This window comes from Halorientalis persicus (assembly GCF_900110215.1).
GTDB lineage: Archaea > Halobacteriota > Halobacteria > Halobacteriales > Haloarculaceae > Halorientalis > Halorientalis persica.
Window position 1 is genome coordinate 1 of the sequence record NZ_FOCX01000050.1, and the last position, 16,403, is coordinate 16,403.

Below are 16,403 nucleotides of genomic sequence, written 5' to 3' on the forward strand. Positions count from 1 at the left end.
GGGGTAGAGATGACCCTTCTGATTTTTGTATAGGGCCATCAAGATCGTCCATGCCGAGAACCCGTCACATACCCCGATTTCGATCAGTGTTTCGGGTTCCGTGTAACGGACGATACTGTAGATATCACCCATCTTCTCCCAGAGCAACTTCCCCAGACCGTTCTCCACTTGGATATCTTCGATCAGGTCGCCGTTGTCGTCCTGACGGAACGTCCTCTCGAACTCGTCATAGTACGCTTCCCACGAGTTGTCGGGGTAGAAATACTTTAGGTATGTGGAGTGGGGTTCTGAGTTCGACTTTTTATCCGGATGAACCCGTCGGAAGTTCTCGTTGAGCGAGTCCAGGGCGGGCTTACTCAAGAACCGCACGGTCACCTTCTGGGTTGTTTCTATCATGCGTAACCCAGTTCTTCGAGTCGATCTTTTGCCTCCGACGAGATCTCGTTGTCACTAGATGCTTCCTTTAGTCTCTTTCGAGTGTCTTGTAATGATTCAGACCAGATATCAGTATTCGGTACTGAGTCCGTGTCTAAGAGGTCTCCACCCACTTCTTCCCATGTGTTGCCGTTGGAGTCCCAGACCCACTTCTTCCCGTCCCTATAGACACATCTGATAGCCCGTCGGTAGAGATCCAGATACTCTTCGGGCCCATCGAAGTCACCCTCTCCCGCTCCGAGAACTTCGACCGGAATCACATCCCGGCTAGGAATATCAGGGCTGTTCTGGGAGATATTCAATACGAGATCCCGAAGATCTAGATGACTCCACAACTCGTCGTAGGTATCGGGGTAGCCAGACGGAGGGTTGAATACCAACATGGGAACGTGTGTCAGCCCCTCGGTCATCGCGCTCGAGTGGCTGACCATGTTTCTGTCCCCATCGTATCGCAGATTCTCACCGTGATCGGCAGTGACTATAACGGTCGTCTCCTTCTGGGTGTTCGACTCGAGCCAGTCGACCATTTCGGAGACTCGTCTATCCAGGTAGTCGAGAGAACACTCGTAGAGTTCCTGGTGGTTCTTGATATGTTGACGATCCTCCTCTGAGATATTTTCTTGGAATTGTATATCTCCATCTCCGTAGTTGGATGCATCCCACGTGTTCGGTACAGAGTGATCCCGATAGTGCCGAATCGGGTAGAGCGGTGCGTGAGCATCCATGTAGTTGGTGAAGAGGAAGAACGGCTCATCAATACTATCAACAGTCTGTTTGATGCCACGTGAAACGACCTCCGCCCCGCTGTCGAAGGGTGACTCAACCGGGAGTTCACGGAAGACGTTCTGACCCTTCACGAACATCCCATTGAGGACCGTCTTCACGGGTGCACCATGTTCAGACGCTGTCCGGAAGAAAGAGAGGTACTTTCCGAGACCCTCGTCTACGTCCCGTTCACGGATTATCTTCGAGATGTCCTCGCCCTCTGGGAGTCGTCTGTTGTTGGAAATGTCGAGGAACTCATCGAAAGAGTCCGAAAAGTCGTAGGTAGAGGATGCATAAATGTTGGCGCTGACACACGCGGTGGTTCCGTCGAGATCGTTCACCACCGTATCTTGGAGCGACATATTCCGATCAAACGTTGTCCGCTCGTGTTCTGACGGGAGTTTTCCAGTGAACATCGATGCGTGACTGGGGACGCTCCAGATACTCGCCGTTCGGCACTCGGTGAAGACGGTGTCGGCCTTCTCGATAAGCCGCGGTGCGTTCTCACGGAAACGATCCCACCGGACAGTATCGAGAACGATTAGTGCGACGTTCCGTTTCATGCTATTTCCTCCACAACAGACACGAAGTCATTAACGAGTCGGTCGGTGTGAAGATCGGATACCGTTTCCCGTTCTGCTTGTAGAATCTGATCGGCACCAGCGTCTTGTAATTCTTCCATCTTCTTTGATATGTCTACGGCCGTCGGTTTAATAACTGCTTCTGGTGGAGCGATGTCGCGGGATCCGATAGTTTCCGAAACCACGGCAGGTGTCCCAGCCAATACGGCTTCGATAACCGATGTCGGGAACGCGTCTCCCAACCCGGCCATAAGGAAGACGTCACCCCGTGCAACAATATCAACGTACGTGTCACGATCGACAAATCCATGAGTAACAACGGATTCGTGATCAGCATATGATTGGTCTTTGTGTCCTTCACCCAAGATATCGAGCGTGATCCCCGGAACTCTCGTAACACCCTCACAGATCGTTTTGATATTCTTCTTACGGCGCGACTTCTCTCCGTCGCACCTGGCCGCTGTTACCACCCTGAATTCGTCCGATTCGATTATATCGGCGTTCTTGAAGAGTGTCCAGGTGTCGCGAGCCAACGGCGGATAAATGATCTCATCTGTGTCCATATACGGTTGTGCCCACTCTTTGACAATACCACTACATGGAATTACTCGACCGACGACCTTGTTAGCGAGATAGCCGTTGGTCCGCCACACCATCGAATTTGCATACTTCAAGGTCTCATCAGCGATGTACAGTAACGTCGATGCCCCGGCGGTCTTGGCTCCGACTAAGTTGTAGAACCCCATCGTTCCAGTCCCGATTACGACATCGTAGTCACACCCGACCCGATATCCGGTCCGGATCTTACCAGCGATAGACCCAGGGTTTTCTGCTGGACCAGAGCCACCTTCGAATCCTCGAGACATATGGAAGTAATCCGCGTCGACTCCGTCTCCCAGAGTCTGGTGTGCCTTGTGAGGGTGAGCAAACTGATATGCCATCGCGACTCTCATGATCTCACCTTATCGACCACGTCCCAGAACCCGAGCTTCCAGAGTTGATGGTTAACCTTCCCGAGAATCGAGTCTGGGACCACTCGTTCTTGGTACATCTCCGGATGTTTTTCCCTGAAGACCGCTTCGAGGTCGGGGTCATAAGACGAGTTCGGGGGCCCTTCGTGTACCATTTCCATCTCTTCTATCCACTTCGATCCGAAGGCTTTCTCGACTCGCCATCCGAGGTCGGTGTCTTCGCGCCATCCATCAAGCAAGGAATCAAACATACCGATCTCTTCAAAACATTCTCGATGAACAGCCATGTTACACGTTACGTACATCCCTGGTGTAGTGTGTTCGAACCCGCCTGACACTGGGCCCTCGATAATCCCAGCTGAAGTCTCCGAGAAGGACTGGTGGATCACTTCGATCCAATCGTCCGGGGGGTGGGTGTCATCGTCCGTGAACGCGACAAGAGGAGAACTAGACGCCTTAATCCCTTCATTCCGGGCCTCGCAAACGCCGATATCTCCATCATTGACTACGATCACTTCGTAGTCATCGTGAGTCTGATCTCTGAGGTGTGAGACCACCTGGTCGTGGTCGTTCTCCGGGATCGTCGGAATCACGACCGAGACATCGGGGTCAGGCGAGACGATCGGTTTTTCGATTCTATCAGTCATTGCTCTTCACCCGGATCTCCCCGTCGTCTATTGACTCGTCGTCGAACCAGTTGACCGTCTGCGCGAGATCCTCGACAGTGCCGTCGTAGAGGTGCCGGTTCTCGCCTTCGACGATCGGTCTGGTGCTCGGATCCCTCCGAAAGCGGCGAGTCATACGTCGAGTTTGCGTTACTCATCTGAATCACCATCCGTTGGCGACGGCGCAGCTAATGACCGGTCCGTATCGCTGTGTGTCGGCGGCGTTGCGATAGAAGTATCGATACGGGATCGCTCGACAGCCGTCGCGACCGCGTCCCGCATCTCGCGACGGAACCGCTGGGCGCTGTACTGTTGCGCGACGCCCTCTTGCTCCGCAGGCGTCGCCTCGACACCCTCACTATCGAAACGAGTCAGTGCCGTCTCGATGCCACCGCCATCGCGACCGTACAACATCCCGGTCCCGCCGTCTCCGATCTGATGCTGGGTGAACCCGTGACAACTGTCCTGACTGTGGCGAACACTTCGACGAGTCGGTGGGCGTCAGCCCCCAACACGTCGAGGAGATCCCAGATCCACAGCCACCAGAAGTTACCTAGTACAACCGCCACCGCTACTAGTGTGGCTCCTGAGGAACAGAGACAGTTGCGACTCACCCCGACTCCCCCGATGAGGGGCAGTTCAGGGTGAACGTCATCGCTCAATCAGCACATACACTGAACAAGGGCTCCGCCTCAATTTGGCTGAAGCGAGCGGTTCCCAGACATTCTCTAGTGGGACTCGAAAGCAGAGAACCTCCTCATCACTGAGACAGATTTTCTCGCCCTCGTGGGAGTGAAGCGTTTTGGAGAGATTCCCATGAGCACTAGCACCACCACTCCCGCAGACGAACAGACCGAAACCACAGCCAACGACGACGCCCAGGACGGCGGTGCCAGTCCCCAGGTCGCCCCCTCGGACACAGACCTAACCGAGATCAGCGGCGTCGGTGGCTCGAAGGCAGAAGCGCTCATCGAAGAAGGATTCACGAGCGTGGCCGACGTTCGCGAGGCGTCCGTCGAAGCTCTCACCGCCGTCGACGGCGTCAGCGAGACGCGAGCCCAATCGTTCAAGGACAGCATCGAAGAGAGCGACGAAGACGCCGACGACAGCCCCGCAGACGCCGACAACACCAGCGACGAGAGCGAGGCCGACAACGCCGAAGACAACAGTGACGAAGCCCTCAACGACGATGAGAGCGGAGACAGCGAAGACAGCGAAGCAGACGACGACGAAGAGGCAGACAGTCAGCACAGCAGTAGCGAAACGGGGCCGATCGGCGGACACGACGCGGTCCCCAAAGCCGAAGGCAGCCCGGGACTGTTCGAGGCCGCCATCGAGCAGTCCTACCTCGTGTCGCTGTTCAAGCGGATCAAGGTCCACGGCGACGAGTGCAAACTCCACGTGAACGAAGAGGGAGTGCGTGCGGTTATCGTCGACCCGGCCAACGTCTCCATGGGCGATCAGGACCTCGGAGCGCGTGCGTTCGAGCGTCTCGACGCCGACGGCGGCATTCTAGGCATCAACGTCGACCGGATTCTGGAAGTCCTCGATCTGGCCGACAGCAGCAGCGATCTCGTCCAGCTGTCGCTGGATCCCGCAACCCGAAAGCTCAAGGTCGCCATCGAAGGACTGGAAGCCACGCTCGCCCTAATCGATCCGGACTCGATTCGGACCGAGCCCGAACTGCCCGACCTCCAACTCCCCACGGAAGCCGATCTGGAGATGGAGCCCCTCAAGCGTGGACTCAGCGCGGCCGACATGGTTTCAGACCACGTCAAGGTCAGCAGCGATCCCGAAGCTGAAGCCGTCTTCATCGAGGCCGAGGGCGACACCGACGAAGTGTCTCACACGATCGGTGACGACGACTACAACGCACTCGTGACCGGCCACGAAGCCAACACGTCGATCTTCTCGCTGGACTACCTCAAGGACATGAAGAAGCCCATCGACGGCAGTACGGAGGTCACCATCAAATTCGGCTCCGAGTTCCCACTGCTGATGCACCACGAGTTCGCAGACGGCCACGGTCGATGCGATATGATGGTCGCGCCGCGAATCCAGGGCGACTAAGCGACAACAGGCGGACGTACTTCCTCACCACCTGACGACGCTGTCTCACTCTCTCACTCACTCTGAGTAACTCTCCAAGTCGTGCCATTGGTGTAGGCCCACCGTTCGATATCCAATTCATCGCTTTCCGCTTCGAGCTTCCCGAATGCGGCTCCAATTTCGCTCGGCGTGAACTCCGTTTCGGATGCAACATCCCGCGATTTGAAAAACTGATCTCCTCTTTCGATTTGCTCCCGCAGGTATTGTTTCAGGGCGTTCGCAACGGGATGATCTGGTTTTGAGAGGGCCGACATTACACTCCCTTTGACTAACAAATCACTTAATTCTGCGTCAGACCATCGTCTGACGGCATATGTTCGCGTTTCAGTATCCTAGCAGATCGGCACCTGTGGGCATTTCTCGCCTGCTAGAGTCGCGGCATTTCATGACTGACTTAGCAGACAACAGCGACCGCCAGAGCAGCCAGCGCGCGGACGCCCAAGCAGCCGAGGACTCTTCAGACGCCGACCGGCATCGGATCCAGGTCAAGGAGCCACGAACGGTATCGGGCGCTCTCGCCTACGATCCCGCAACTGGCGACGTGGCAGATCTCGTGGATACCGAAATCGGCTCGATCATCCCTGCGATCGGGCAAAATCCAACCTACCGGTGCCTCTGTGGCGCCGGATTCGACGGCAACTTCGCTGAGGCACAGGAGCACCTCAGCGAGATGCGAGCCCACGGACACGACGTGGAACCGATTGCAGGAAGCTTCGAAGTGCTGCCGTTCGACGCCGCGTTCGAGGTCCTCGAAGCAGTTCGCGAGTCGCCACAGCTCGACAGCCACGAACAAGATATCCTCAACAGCGTCCACTCGCTTCTCCAAGAAGTCCAAAACCACCCGGAGACATTCGACCGGCCAGAAGCCAACGACAGCACCGATTCAGACGCAGAAATCAGCGAGTAGGCCACCAGCCACCAGCCACTCACAACCCATGACCGACACCATCCCAGCACCAACGATCAGCCCGCGCTCAGTCTACGCTGACGAGGTTGCCCCAGAGTCCGACGCCGATGTCGCGTTCGACGATCTCGAACTCCCCGACTCGATGCCCACAACAGAGACGGAAACGCGAATCCGACTCGCCAATCGCGTCCTCGAGTGGGCCGTCCAGCAGGAGGGACACCACAGCGAACTCAGCCGAACACTCACCGGAGAGTGGGCGGGCGAGTACCGCGACCACGAGTACTTCCGCCGACAAGCGTTCGCTCTCACGCCACGAGAACTCCACGGCCAGATCAGTATCGACGAACAGGACACAGACGACGACACCGACGCCGAAACGCAGGCACGCCAGAAGGCCAACACAGTCCTCGCGTTCGTCAGCGAGCACTACGACAACGCGGACGTGATCCACAGCAAGGCTGCCGACGTGGCCGACGAGATCGCCACCACGCTCACCGACGCACTCGAAGACGCAACTCGAATCAAGCGCGGCAAAGCGTTCCTCAGCGACCTGCCGGCCGAACACAACGGCTGGGAACGTATCGACGTGCCGGGCTTCGCCCTCGGCTACTACGGCTGTCATGGTGACGACGAGACGACCCGGCCAGTCGTCGCGCTCCTATTCGAGATGGACGGCTACGTCCGAGCGTGGACCGTGACGGCATCGGATTTCGCCCAGGAAATCCGCCATCTCACCGGTCTCGACACCGAGGAGATGCAGAACCTTCGATTCCGGCGGATCAGCAATCCCGAGTCCTGGGCCGACGGCGCCGTCGACCTCCGCGAGCATCTGGCAGACACGCCGGGAGATCAGACCCATCGCCCCCACTTCGACACACTCGATCCCGATGCTGTCGGCGGGCGAACGGGACCGTACCCTGCCGACAAACGCCGATTTGATCCGATCAATGCCGAACTTCCGGGGGAGTGGAGTCTCGCATCCCACACAGTCGGTGGCAACCAGGACCTGACCGAGCGGGAGGAAGCCCTCTTCGAGCATCCGTACTACGGCGGACTTCGCGTCTCTGGCAAGCGCCGCGACGACGCCAACAACGGTTGCTGGAAATTCGGGCTCACCGGCGCGAACATCCTTCCCGAACTGGATCCGGCCACCGACGACAGTGACGAGTACCTGACTGCGCCGACCAAGAGCAAGTACCTCCAGCGCCGACTGGATCGAGAGGAAGCCTACGACCTCGTGGTCGAGCTGATCACCGCGAATCCAACTGCACCCGACCGACTGTGGGAGGCCGCCACGGCTATCGCAGACGCACAGGACGCCGCTCTCGACGACGAGAGCGACACGGAGTGGGGCGACGTCGAAGCAATCGCTGCCGACGAGGTGCGTGCTGCCGTCGATGCCGGCCACGATGCGCTCGAAGTCCACCGGATGGTCCGCGTCGCGAACAGGATGGGCTCTGAGCCAAAGTCGAACCTCCCAACGTTCCGGCCACTTCGCGACGCCGGCGTCGTCCACCCAGATATGTCGGACCACGCGACCGACGAAGCACGCCGCAATCGCCCCGGCCAAGCAGAACTCTCTGCCTACTAGACCAGGCACACACTGAGCTAAAGCGTTTCTCGCACCCGAGAGAGTGGAGGCGCTCCGCAGTCGCGTGGGTGGCGATTGCAGTCTGGTAGCGGAGTCCGCCTCCCTCGAACATGGTCTCGGGCCAGGACACTCTCGCAGCCCCTCAGCGCTGCACTCCTGCTTCCACCATGGTCACCAGTTCTGGCTCAAGACCACCGTTCGGCAAACAGCGCAGTTTTCCCATGGCAAAGTACAAAGATTGGGACAAAACAGCAGAGACGCGGTCCCACATCACATATACGCACAAGGAGGAGTCGGCAATCGCAGTCGCGTACTTGTTTGCCGATACGTGGAACTACGGCATTTTGGTGAACGGCTATCCGGCAGTTCTCAACCACGATCACAGCCGGAAAGCCAACGCACAACAAGCACTCGCAGAGCAGATTCGCAACCTCTCCACACCACGCTGCAAGTGTTTTGCGTGCGGTGCTGGAATGGTTCCGATCGATGTTAACCAAGATCGAAATGAATGGATGAAAGTCACGATCAACGCCCGCTGTAGCAAGTGCTTCACAGCACTGCCGACAGTGACCGTTCCACGGTTTCTTGACTGGACACCAGCGAACGGAGATGTTCCCACTCCTTCGCAGAAACCAAGCCCCTCTCGTTTGACCGACAACGAGTCCGACACGTAGGCGGTATCGGATTTTTCTGAGAAGACACGGGCGCGGGATACCGAACCAAGTCGCCACGCAGAAGACGAACCTTTTGCTCAGTGAGCCTGCAAAATCAGGGGCTTCTACAGTGGGTCGTTACATCTATGGTGTATCGTAACGTAGTGGTTCGTAACGATGAAAACCGTCACAACGCGCATTCCAGAAGACGACGAGGCGGTACTCGCCGAACTCGAAGGGGAAATGAGCGCCGATCGCTCGGAGGTGCTTCGGCGGTTGATCCGACAGGGACTCGACGACTGGCGGAAGGAGCGAGCACTCGACCAACTCCGCGATCACGCGATCACACTTCGGAAAGCGGCCGAACTCGCAGATGTTTCCTACGTCGAGATGCTGACGCTGGCCGCTGAGGAGGGCATCGATGTCGGCTACACGACCGACGACCTCGAACGCGACCTCGACCGCATCTGATGGTCGTCGTCGATTCCTCCGCGCTGATCCCACTCGCGTGGGTTGGCCGCCTTGACCTCGTCTTCACCGCCTTCGATGACATCCGAACAACCGAGGAGGTTCATGATGAAGTGCTCACCGAGGGCAAGCGCGGCACGGCGGCACTCGACGAATTTCTGGCAGATGTGGCCGTTCACGAGACACCAGCCCGAGCCGAGAAGGTGGCATCGCTGGAAGGGGTTGCGGTGGCCGATGCGTCCGTGATTCTGCTGGCGGAGACCAACGAGGAACTCCTGCTCGCCAACGACAAAGGGCTGATCGAAGTTGCACGGACTCACGGGATCGAGTGTTGGTGGGTGACGACACTATTACTCGGGTGTACGAAAAACGGGGAGTTGACGGCCGAGGAAGCGACCGAGCTCCTGTACGACCTCGTGGACGAGGGAATGAATCTCCACCCGCGTGTGTACACACAGGTCGAAAAGAAACTCCGCGAACTCGGGGAATAACTGCACCGTTGTTCTGCCTATCTGCTGCACTGACCGACTCTCAGCCAGCAGCCCCGATTGCTAACTGCTCAGTGAATCTGCAGACGTATCGATCCCCATGGGGCACAACAGTTTTGTATATCAGTCTAGTAGTGGGTATCAGGTGAAGAAAAATGGGAAAAGCATCGATCGATGGAAGTCACGAGGAAGAGCTGACACTCACCGTCGACGATAGGGGTCGAGTCACCCTCCCGAAAGAGGTCAGAGATCAGTTGGGAATCGAATCGAACGATGAACTCCCGGCGACGCTCGTTGGCTCCGTCCTCGAAGTCAACCCGAAACCCAGTTCGAAGCTCCAGCTCGCAACAGCCGGCCGGGATGACTGGACGGAGACGACACCAACTGACGCGGGAGACGCGCTCTTCGGGCCGATGGACCAGGGATCGGAGCGCCGATGACTGATTCGCTCCCGACTGAGGTAACGGTCCTCACAGACGTGAACGTCCTCGCTATCGGTTTGACCGACGATCATCCGGCGCACGACGACGTGTATCCGTGGATTCAGAACGCTCTTGATGGGCCAAATGTCTTGCTCGTCTTCGATTACTATCCACTCCGGGCACAGTATCTCATGACGAATAACTTCGGAGTGGACGCAGTTGCTGCTCGAAACGCGATTCAATCGCTCGTTCGGAGTCCGGCCCGAATCGTGAGTGCGACCGAGACCACGATTCTGGAGGCATACGAAATCAGCGCCGAAAAAAACCACGACGTATACGATTCGTTCATCCTGGCACTCGCACGGGCATACGATGCTGATTACCTGATCACGACTGACGATGACTTCGACGAACTGTGCGATGGTGAGGCGGTTACGTACACCAATCCCATTCCGCCCGACAAGCGCAGCAAGTTAACATTCATTCAGGGGTAGCGGTCCGTAGACGATCTCTACTGAGCGAATCGGGGAAACGAAGAACGACTCTGGAGGCCGTTGTATGGCACGATCAATTCCGTGCGGACTCACGCCGGCAAAGGCGAGTCCACGAGATCGTGGTGGCGCTGGGCGACAGCGGCAACGCCCGTGACAATCCGATTTGGCTGGCCGTCGCGATGGCCCACGAGCGTCATCGTGAGTGGGGGGTCATCGGTGGCAGGCTCTCGATCACCAGCTGGCGCGTAGGCGATACTGATACGAGTCACATCTTCAAGAACCACCGTCTCCCACTCTTCCTGCCGGCGTATTTCTAGACGAACAGTGCGGGCCACGATCCAATTGCAGACGCCGGGGTGTGTGTCGCTGTCGTTTTTCGCTGGCGAGGGACGCGACCACCGAGTATGTCTCGCCACCAACAACCGCCGGCACCAACGCCAACGCCGGGCAGCGACACAACCACCGGAGACAGTCCCGACGAACCGGCGCTTTCGGTCTGGAGCGTCCAGCCCGGCTCGTACACATTCTCCTCGGAGAAGATCAAGCACTGGGCCGAACGGCAGCTCCAGGGAACTGTCTGCAACCTCTGTGCCGGGCCGACACAGTTGGACCACGACGGCCCGATCCTCCGCAACGACATCGATGCCGACATTCAGACTGACCTCAGTATCGACGCGCAGTTGATCGCGAGTTGTCTGCCCGACAGCAGAGTGGAATCATTCGTGTCGGGCACCGCTGATGCGGTGCCTTTGTCCTCTTCGACTCTACAGCAACTGTTCAGCAGTATCAATAATCTCCTACAGATGAGCGATAAATGTATGAACCGTCTTCTCAGGCTGTATTGTACCTCACAATGAGGTCAATGACATCTTGTGAGGTGACATCCTGGTTGCCGACTTCACGATTAGTGTTATAAGCGACAATCGCATTTACAATCTCTTCTGATTGAATCCCTGGTTGTCCGTTCGTATTGAACCGACTTCCACTCTGCTCAGCTATCGTTAGTGTTGTTGATGTCGTCGTGGTTGCAGTTTGGGTCTCTGATTGCAGTTGGCCATCTGCTGTAATCGTCACGTCACCGGTTGCTGCATTGTCTGGGATGCTAAGCTCAAATGTTGCCGTGGTAGTCTCGCCGATAGATGGTGGCTCACGGTCAATGCCGATGAATTTCGTGTCTTCACCAGCAATCGTGAGCGGTGCCGGCACCGACGCAAGGCTGATTGAGCCACCGCCAGCATTAGCCAAGTCCGTGTTCCGTAATCTGACATCGATTGTCGTGGTTTGGCCGGGTACGACTTGGGACGGCGCATCTACTTCAAGTTGAATTGCATCACCTGTGTCGTCTTCATCACCAATGTTCGAGCCAGGGACCGTAATATCAAGAGTCGTTGTTCCTGCAGGAAGTGAGTTTATAGTACTCTGACCAGTTTCCCCATTGAATGTAGCTTCAAGAATATATCCATCAGCATTACCAGTGCTAACGGGAACATTAGTAAACGCATAACTTCCGCTCTCTCCCGTTTTTGAGGTATCGATCGCCGTATTCGTATCTACAGGCCTAAGTGTAACAGTTGCACCAGAAAGTGGCTGACCCTCAGCAGTTGTTACATCGCCCGTTATTGCTGCTCGTTGGGTAGGCCCCTCTATGCTAATCTTAAGTGAATATGATGCTGTAGCACCGTTATCTCCGTTGATCTCTATATAATATGTGCCACCGGTCTCAACGGAGTTAGCCGAGACTGACTCACCACTACTCCAAGAGGTACTGCTATCCAGTGGTTGTTTATTGGGTCCATATAGACGCATATCAAGGTTGCCCGCCTGATGCTGGTAGTCAATACTTGCAGCAAGACTCGCGCTCTTAGATAGATGTACTTTATAGTAGTCGCTCTCACCGTTTACAATCTGTAGATCAGAATATTGGCCTGGTAAAACTTGGACTGCATTATCGATGTTGTCGTTTGGTTCGTATTGGTCGTTGGTTCCTCTCGATGCGGATTGTAGGCTAATAGTCGTGCTATCTCCTGTTTGGCCCGGCTCCCAGAGTTCGAGATCCTCCGCATCAGAAGCGTAACGATTAGACTGGGTTCCAGCGACTGCAGTATACCGTACTGAATTGTCTTCACTAGTTCCTACTGGCAGGTCAGCAAACGAAACTCGACCGTCCGGTCCGGTTTCATCCGTGCTGACCAAGTTTGTGCCACCATTCTCACGATACAGTTTGACTTGGATATTTTCCAGCTCCTGAAAACTCTGATTCAGAACTGTTACTATGATTGAACCACCGGATCCACTGTCGTCCCGAGTGACCACATCGAGATCTGCCGACATCGAATCATCATCTGTCCTCACCGTCACCCCGACAGTATCACCGGCAACGCCGAATCCACCGAGGTCACGGAACGTTACAGTCTGCTGTTCACCGGGACTGAGGGAGACTTGCTCAGTAACTGAGACCAGTGAGGTACTTGCTTCGACGGTCTGTGTTGCTTTAGTTCCGCCTGTGTTCTCGATGGTCGCTGAGACATCGAATTGCTCAACCGAGAGTCCGGTCCGGTTCTCAATCTGTGCTGGTGCGTCGAGGTTGGTCACCTCGAAGGTAGCAGCCTCTGGCTCTTGGAGCGTCGTTAGAACAATAGATGCTGTGTTAGTTCCACCACTAGAGACTGACACTGTGTCACTCCCAGCTGTATATCCTAATTTTGAGGCACGGACAGTATAATCACCGGGATCTACTCTAATGCTAGCTCCAACGCTATCTATAGTCTCCTCTGCGACAATGCTCCCTTCGGAGTCAATGACCGTAACATCTACATTTTCCAAACTCTCGCCTGAGGCAGCAGTGACATCTACCGCGATATACCCATCTTGAGTATCGCTCTCGACTGTGATAGGTATCGTCGCAGAATCATCTCTACTGGAGACTTCGGCAGTGTAATCGCCAGCGTCACCGGAACTGGTGGAGACACGAAACGTACGTTGGGTTGATTCACCGGGTGCAAGCTGGACACTTACCTGGTCACTACCAACACCAGGGATGCTAAGGTCGATCGTCTGTCTACCAGATTGATCGCCAGCGTTCTCGATCGTCGCAACTATCTCGACAGGTTGCCCCTCCGAAACCGGGGCGTTCGTTTCGAGACCTCTGATCTCGAATGATTGGCTCTCAGTGTCTTTTACGCTGATATTGACTGTTGCAAGATCTCTACCACCATTTCCGTCGGTCACCTCGTAGGTGAACGAGTCTAAGCCTGAGTGGCCGCTGTCGGGCGTATACGTGAACGAGTCACTGCTGATGGAAACACGTCCATGGTCAGGTGAGGAAATAACGGAGTATGAAAGCGAGTCCCCATCCGGATCACTTGCGTCAAACTGATCACTAATCGAAGTGCCCTCTGCCGTCGATACAGTCATATCTGATGCTATTGGTGGTGTATTAGTCGCACTCACCGATATGTCGACTTGGGCAGTATCCTCACCTCCATTTCCGTCAGTGACCCGATAACGGAACGTATCGGTTCCACTAAACCCAGTGTTTGGCGTATAAGTAAAACTATCGCCACTGCTAGTGACTGAACCGTGATCAGATCCATTTGTGAGGGCGTATGAGAGTGAATCTCCATCTGGGTCACTTGCGTCAAAGTGCCCTGAGACTGCGGACCCCTCCTGTGTAGAAACCGATATATTGTCGGCGTTTGGTGGTTCATTCTCCGCATTAATCGTTATCGACACTGTATCTGTACTATCGGCAGTATCCGAGATACCATCATCAACTGTCAGACGAACATCGACTGATTGATCAGTCTCAACCTTGTCAGCGTTAAAGTAGACTTCTTCACCAGTCTGTGTGACAAGCGATCCGTGCTCACTGCCGGAAATAATCTCCCACGAGTATGAAAGAGAATCACCATCTGGATCGCTTGATCCTCCACCATCAAGTGTAACAGTCCCTTCCTCTTTAACAGTCTTGTCAGGACCTGCATCAGCTGTCGGCGGGCGATTCGCACTATCTATATTTAAGCTTCCAGTGACGCTATCCGTACCATCGTTGTTGTCTGCAACTTTGAGCGTGACCTCATAGGAACCTGGGGAAAGCTGAACAGAAGGACTCACACCTGTTGGAGTGCTTCTCACCGATCCGTCTGCGTATTTGATAGTCCAATCCCACGAAGTCACTGTGCCGTCAGCATCATTCGAATCTGAACCATCTAGTTCAACTTCGACACGTGATTGGTCCGATGGTACATCTGGTACGGGCCAAGTTGGAACTGCATTTGGCTGCCTATTCATATCGATTGTCTTCGTGATCGTGTCTGTCCCACCATTCTCATCTTTCGCTTGAAGGGTTATTGTCTGATCAGTCTCTGTGTCAAAGGAATGGCTCGTGACACCAGACGAGGTAGTCTCGTATTCCCCATCATTGTCCCAGTCCCATTTGTACGTCATCAGTGCCTCATCACCATCCGGATCCGATGACGCCGAGGGGTCAACTAAGAATGTCTCACCGGGGTTTTTTGGACGTGCTGGCTCAGTGGTGAAATCCGCAACTGGTGGAGAATTACCTTCAGAGATTGCTATTGGAAATTCGGATGTCGTATCTCCATTTCCGAGTGATTTAGCGTATATATTAATCGGCGGGTCTCCTAGATTATCGTCATACTTACTAGGTGTAAATGGTACGGTTGTTTCGAATGAGTTACCGTTGGTAGAAGCTATTCCTGATTTCACTTTTTTATCCAACAGTGGATCATTTTCCATTAGCTTCCATTCAACTGTATTCTTTTGAGACCACCCATATATTCTGGCAGTAGTGGAAATTCCATCCGTAACTGTATCTGGAACATTCTCTAAAAAGATTTGAGTGCTTTTTTGGGAAACCACCTTTTTTTCTGAATCAGAAAAGCATGATACACACATATAATTAACCTCAGAACGTAGCTCAAGATCATCTCCATTATTATCGTCAGATACGGCAGATTCAATTTCTGAGTAAGGAATATTAACCCATTTAGAACCTGATCCAGAATTTACTGAAAAAGTAATCAAATCATCATTGGCATTGAATGTTCCGTCCAAGTCTTTCAGTACAATCTCATCTCGTGATTTATCGCTAACGCACTCCCATTCTACTTTGACAGCTAAGTCCATTCCTTCTGTATAAGATTGTCCGGTCTGAATATGATTCCGTGGTTCAGCAATTTTACGTATGTATGTATTTGGTGGACTCGAGAACGCCTCTGGATCACATGTAAATTCAGAAGCTGATTGTGATACTTTATTCATGTTTGTGTCAGATGAAGAATAGCGAGTGTGATATAACAAAGGCGTGTCCTGTTCGCTCAATTTGTATTCGAGATAGCCCAATGATTGGTTAGAATATGTTGTTTCCTGTATGGATCCGCCCCCGTCCCTTTCTAAGTATGTATCTGTTGCTCCAGCACCGCCCACAGCCCCCAATGCTAGTATGGACGTCATAATTAACCCAAACGCTATTGAGTAAGCTGTACCTCGGTACCAATTATGATTGTTCAATTCAAGCATTTTTACTGCAAAATTTTTGGGATTGGTTTTATATATCAATGGCAACACTACATTGGACGCCATCTGTTCTGTATATTAGTCTCACTCTATCCATTAAATAAGTCTGCCAATTCACTTACCCAGCCCCTCATTGAGATCAGATTAATATTATCCAATATTAATATTTTTGGTGTTGGTGACCTGGCGGTGTTCAGATAAGCTTGAAAGGTGAGGCGGGTGCGGTTTTTAGTGCTCTATGCCAAAAACCGACCGCCTCAACGGCTGTTTAGACCAGATCGAGTTAGAGTTTGTGGAGCGAGAAGCGACACCGCGA

The 16,403-nt window shown here is 54.4% G+C and carries 17 protein-coding genes and 2 pseudogenes; 11 read left to right on the forward strand and 8 right to left on the reverse strand.

The genetic code is table 11. The annotated features are described in order from the left end of the window. The 6 genes from BMX17_RS23150 to BMX17_RS23170 form a co-directional block, all read right to left on the reverse strand. The coding region (locus BMX17_RS23150; RefSeq protein ID WP_211611444.1) for a hypothetical protein at positions 1-396 on the reverse strand (396 nt) is incomplete at its 3' end. Continuing rightward, positions 393-1,763 carry a sulfatase-like hydrolase/transferase gene (locus BMX17_RS23155; protein WP_092664526.1) on the reverse strand — a complete coding sequence of 457 codons (1,371 nt, stop codon included), beginning with the start codon at positions 1,761-1,763 and terminating at the stop codon, positions 393-395. The genes BMX17_RS23155 and BMX17_RS23150, both read right to left, overlap by 4 nt. After that, a complete protein-coding gene (locus BMX17_RS23160; RefSeq protein WP_092664529.1) occupies positions 1,760-2,734 on the reverse strand; it encodes a glycosyltransferase in 975 nt (324 codons plus the stop codon). Before BMX17_RS23160 ends, BMX17_RS23155 begins: the two co-directional genes overlap by 4 nt. Beyond that, positions 2,731-3,399, reverse strand: a complete 669-nt coding sequence (locus BMX17_RS23165; RefSeq protein WP_092664532.1) for a glycosyltransferase family 2 protein — start codon at positions 3,397-3,399, stop codon at positions 2,731-2,733. The genes BMX17_RS23160 and BMX17_RS23165 overlap by 4 nt, the downstream gene beginning before the upstream one ends. Further along, positions 3,392-3,553, reverse strand: a complete 162-nt coding sequence (locus BMX17_RS26515; protein WP_170845538.1) for a hypothetical protein — start codon at positions 3,551-3,553, stop codon at positions 3,392-3,394. The genes BMX17_RS23165 and BMX17_RS26515 overlap by 8 nt, the downstream gene beginning before the upstream one ends. A 14-nt stretch (positions 3,554-3,567) precedes the next feature. Further along, positions 3,568-3,831 carry a hypothetical protein gene (locus tag BMX17_RS23170; protein ID WP_092664535.1) on the reverse strand — a complete coding sequence of 88 codons (264 nt, stop codon included), beginning with the start codon at positions 3,829-3,831 and terminating at the stop codon, positions 3,568-3,570. A 35-nt stretch (positions 3,832-3,866) separates the two neighbouring features. Here BMX17_RS23170 and BMX17_RS23175 point away from each other — a divergent pair. Both BMX17_RS23175 and BMX17_RS23180 read left to right on the forward strand, forming a co-directional pair. Beyond that, positions 3,867-4,085: pseudogene (locus BMX17_RS23175) on the forward strand (IS66 family transposase); the annotation flags it as partial. A 148-nt stretch (positions 4,086-4,233) separates the two neighbouring features. After that, the gene (locus BMX17_RS23180) at positions 4,234-5,487 is read left to right on the forward strand and encodes a DNA polymerase sliding clamp (protein ID WP_092664538.1); all 1,254 of its coding nucleotides are present in this window, start codon (positions 4,234-4,236) and stop codon (positions 5,485-5,487) included. A gap of 53 nt (positions 5,488-5,540) precedes the next feature. Here the strand turns inward: BMX17_RS23180 and BMX17_RS23185 are convergent, their stop codons facing one another. Continuing rightward, positions 5,541-5,780: a DUF7123 family protein gene (locus tag BMX17_RS23185; protein WP_092664541.1), complete on the reverse strand. Its 240-nt coding sequence runs from the start codon at positions 5,778-5,780 to the stop codon at positions 5,541-5,543. A 131-nt stretch (positions 5,781-5,911) separates the two neighbouring features. Between BMX17_RS23185 and BMX17_RS23190 the strand changes: the two genes are divergently transcribed. The 8 genes from BMX17_RS23190 (at position 5,912) to BMX17_RS23220 (ending at position 10,866) form a co-directional block, all read left to right on the forward strand. Beyond that, on the forward strand, positions 5,912-6,433 hold the full coding sequence (locus BMX17_RS23190) for a hypothetical protein (RefSeq protein ID WP_092664544.1): 522 nt from the start codon (positions 5,912-5,914) through the stop codon (positions 6,431-6,433). A 28-nt stretch (positions 6,434-6,461) separates the two neighbouring features. Next, complete coding sequence (locus tag BMX17_RS26520; RefSeq protein WP_092664547.1) at positions 6,462-8,024, forward strand: hypothetical protein; 1,563 nt, start codon at positions 6,462-6,464, stop codon at positions 8,022-8,024. A 221-nt stretch (positions 8,025-8,245) separates the two neighbouring features. Further along, on the forward strand, positions 8,246-8,698 hold the full coding sequence (locus BMX17_RS25565; RefSeq protein WP_139203691.1) for a hypothetical protein: 453 nt from the start codon (positions 8,246-8,248) through the stop codon (positions 8,696-8,698). 156 nt (positions 8,699-8,854) lie between these two features. Beyond that, the gene (locus tag BMX17_RS23200) at positions 8,855-9,148 is read left to right on the forward strand and encodes a UPF0175 family protein (protein WP_092664550.1); all 294 of its coding nucleotides are present in this window, start codon (positions 8,855-8,857) and stop codon (positions 9,146-9,148) included. Continuing rightward, positions 9,148-9,636 carry a PIN domain-containing protein gene (locus BMX17_RS23205; RefSeq protein WP_092664553.1) on the forward strand — a complete coding sequence of 163 codons (489 nt, stop codon included), beginning with the start codon at positions 9,148-9,150 and terminating at the stop codon, positions 9,634-9,636. Before BMX17_RS23200 ends, BMX17_RS23205 begins: the two co-directional genes overlap by 1 nt. Positions 9,637-9,788: 152 nt before the next feature. Next, the gene (locus tag BMX17_RS23210) at positions 9,789-10,073 is read left to right on the forward strand and encodes an AbrB/MazE/SpoVT family DNA-binding domain-containing protein (RefSeq protein WP_092664555.1); all 285 of its coding nucleotides are present in this window, start codon (positions 9,789-9,791) and stop codon (positions 10,071-10,073) included. After that, positions 10,070-10,549 (forward strand): type II toxin-antitoxin system VapC family toxin, encoded by a 480-nt coding sequence (locus BMX17_RS23215; protein WP_092664558.1) that lies wholly within the window; start codon positions 10,070-10,072, stop codon positions 10,547-10,549. Before BMX17_RS23210 ends, BMX17_RS23215 begins: the two co-directional genes overlap by 4 nt. Before the next feature lie 119 nt (positions 10,550-10,668). Next, a complete protein-coding gene (locus BMX17_RS23220) occupies positions 10,669-10,866 on the forward strand; it encodes a hypothetical protein (protein WP_139203693.1) in 198 nt (65 codons plus the stop codon). 514 nt (positions 10,867-11,380) lie between these two features. Here BMX17_RS23220 and BMX17_RS25570 read toward each other — a convergent pair. Beyond that, positions 11,381-16,090 carry an Ig-like domain-containing protein gene (locus BMX17_RS25570; protein WP_170845539.1) on the reverse strand — a complete coding sequence of 1,570 codons (4,710 nt, stop codon included), beginning with the start codon at positions 16,088-16,090 and terminating at the stop codon, positions 11,381-11,383. Between the two features lie 235 nt (positions 16,091-16,325). Here BMX17_RS25570 and BMX17_RS25575 point away from each other — a divergent pair. After that, positions 16,326-16,403, forward strand: a pseudogene (locus tag BMX17_RS25575) (IS6 family transposase); the annotation flags it as partial.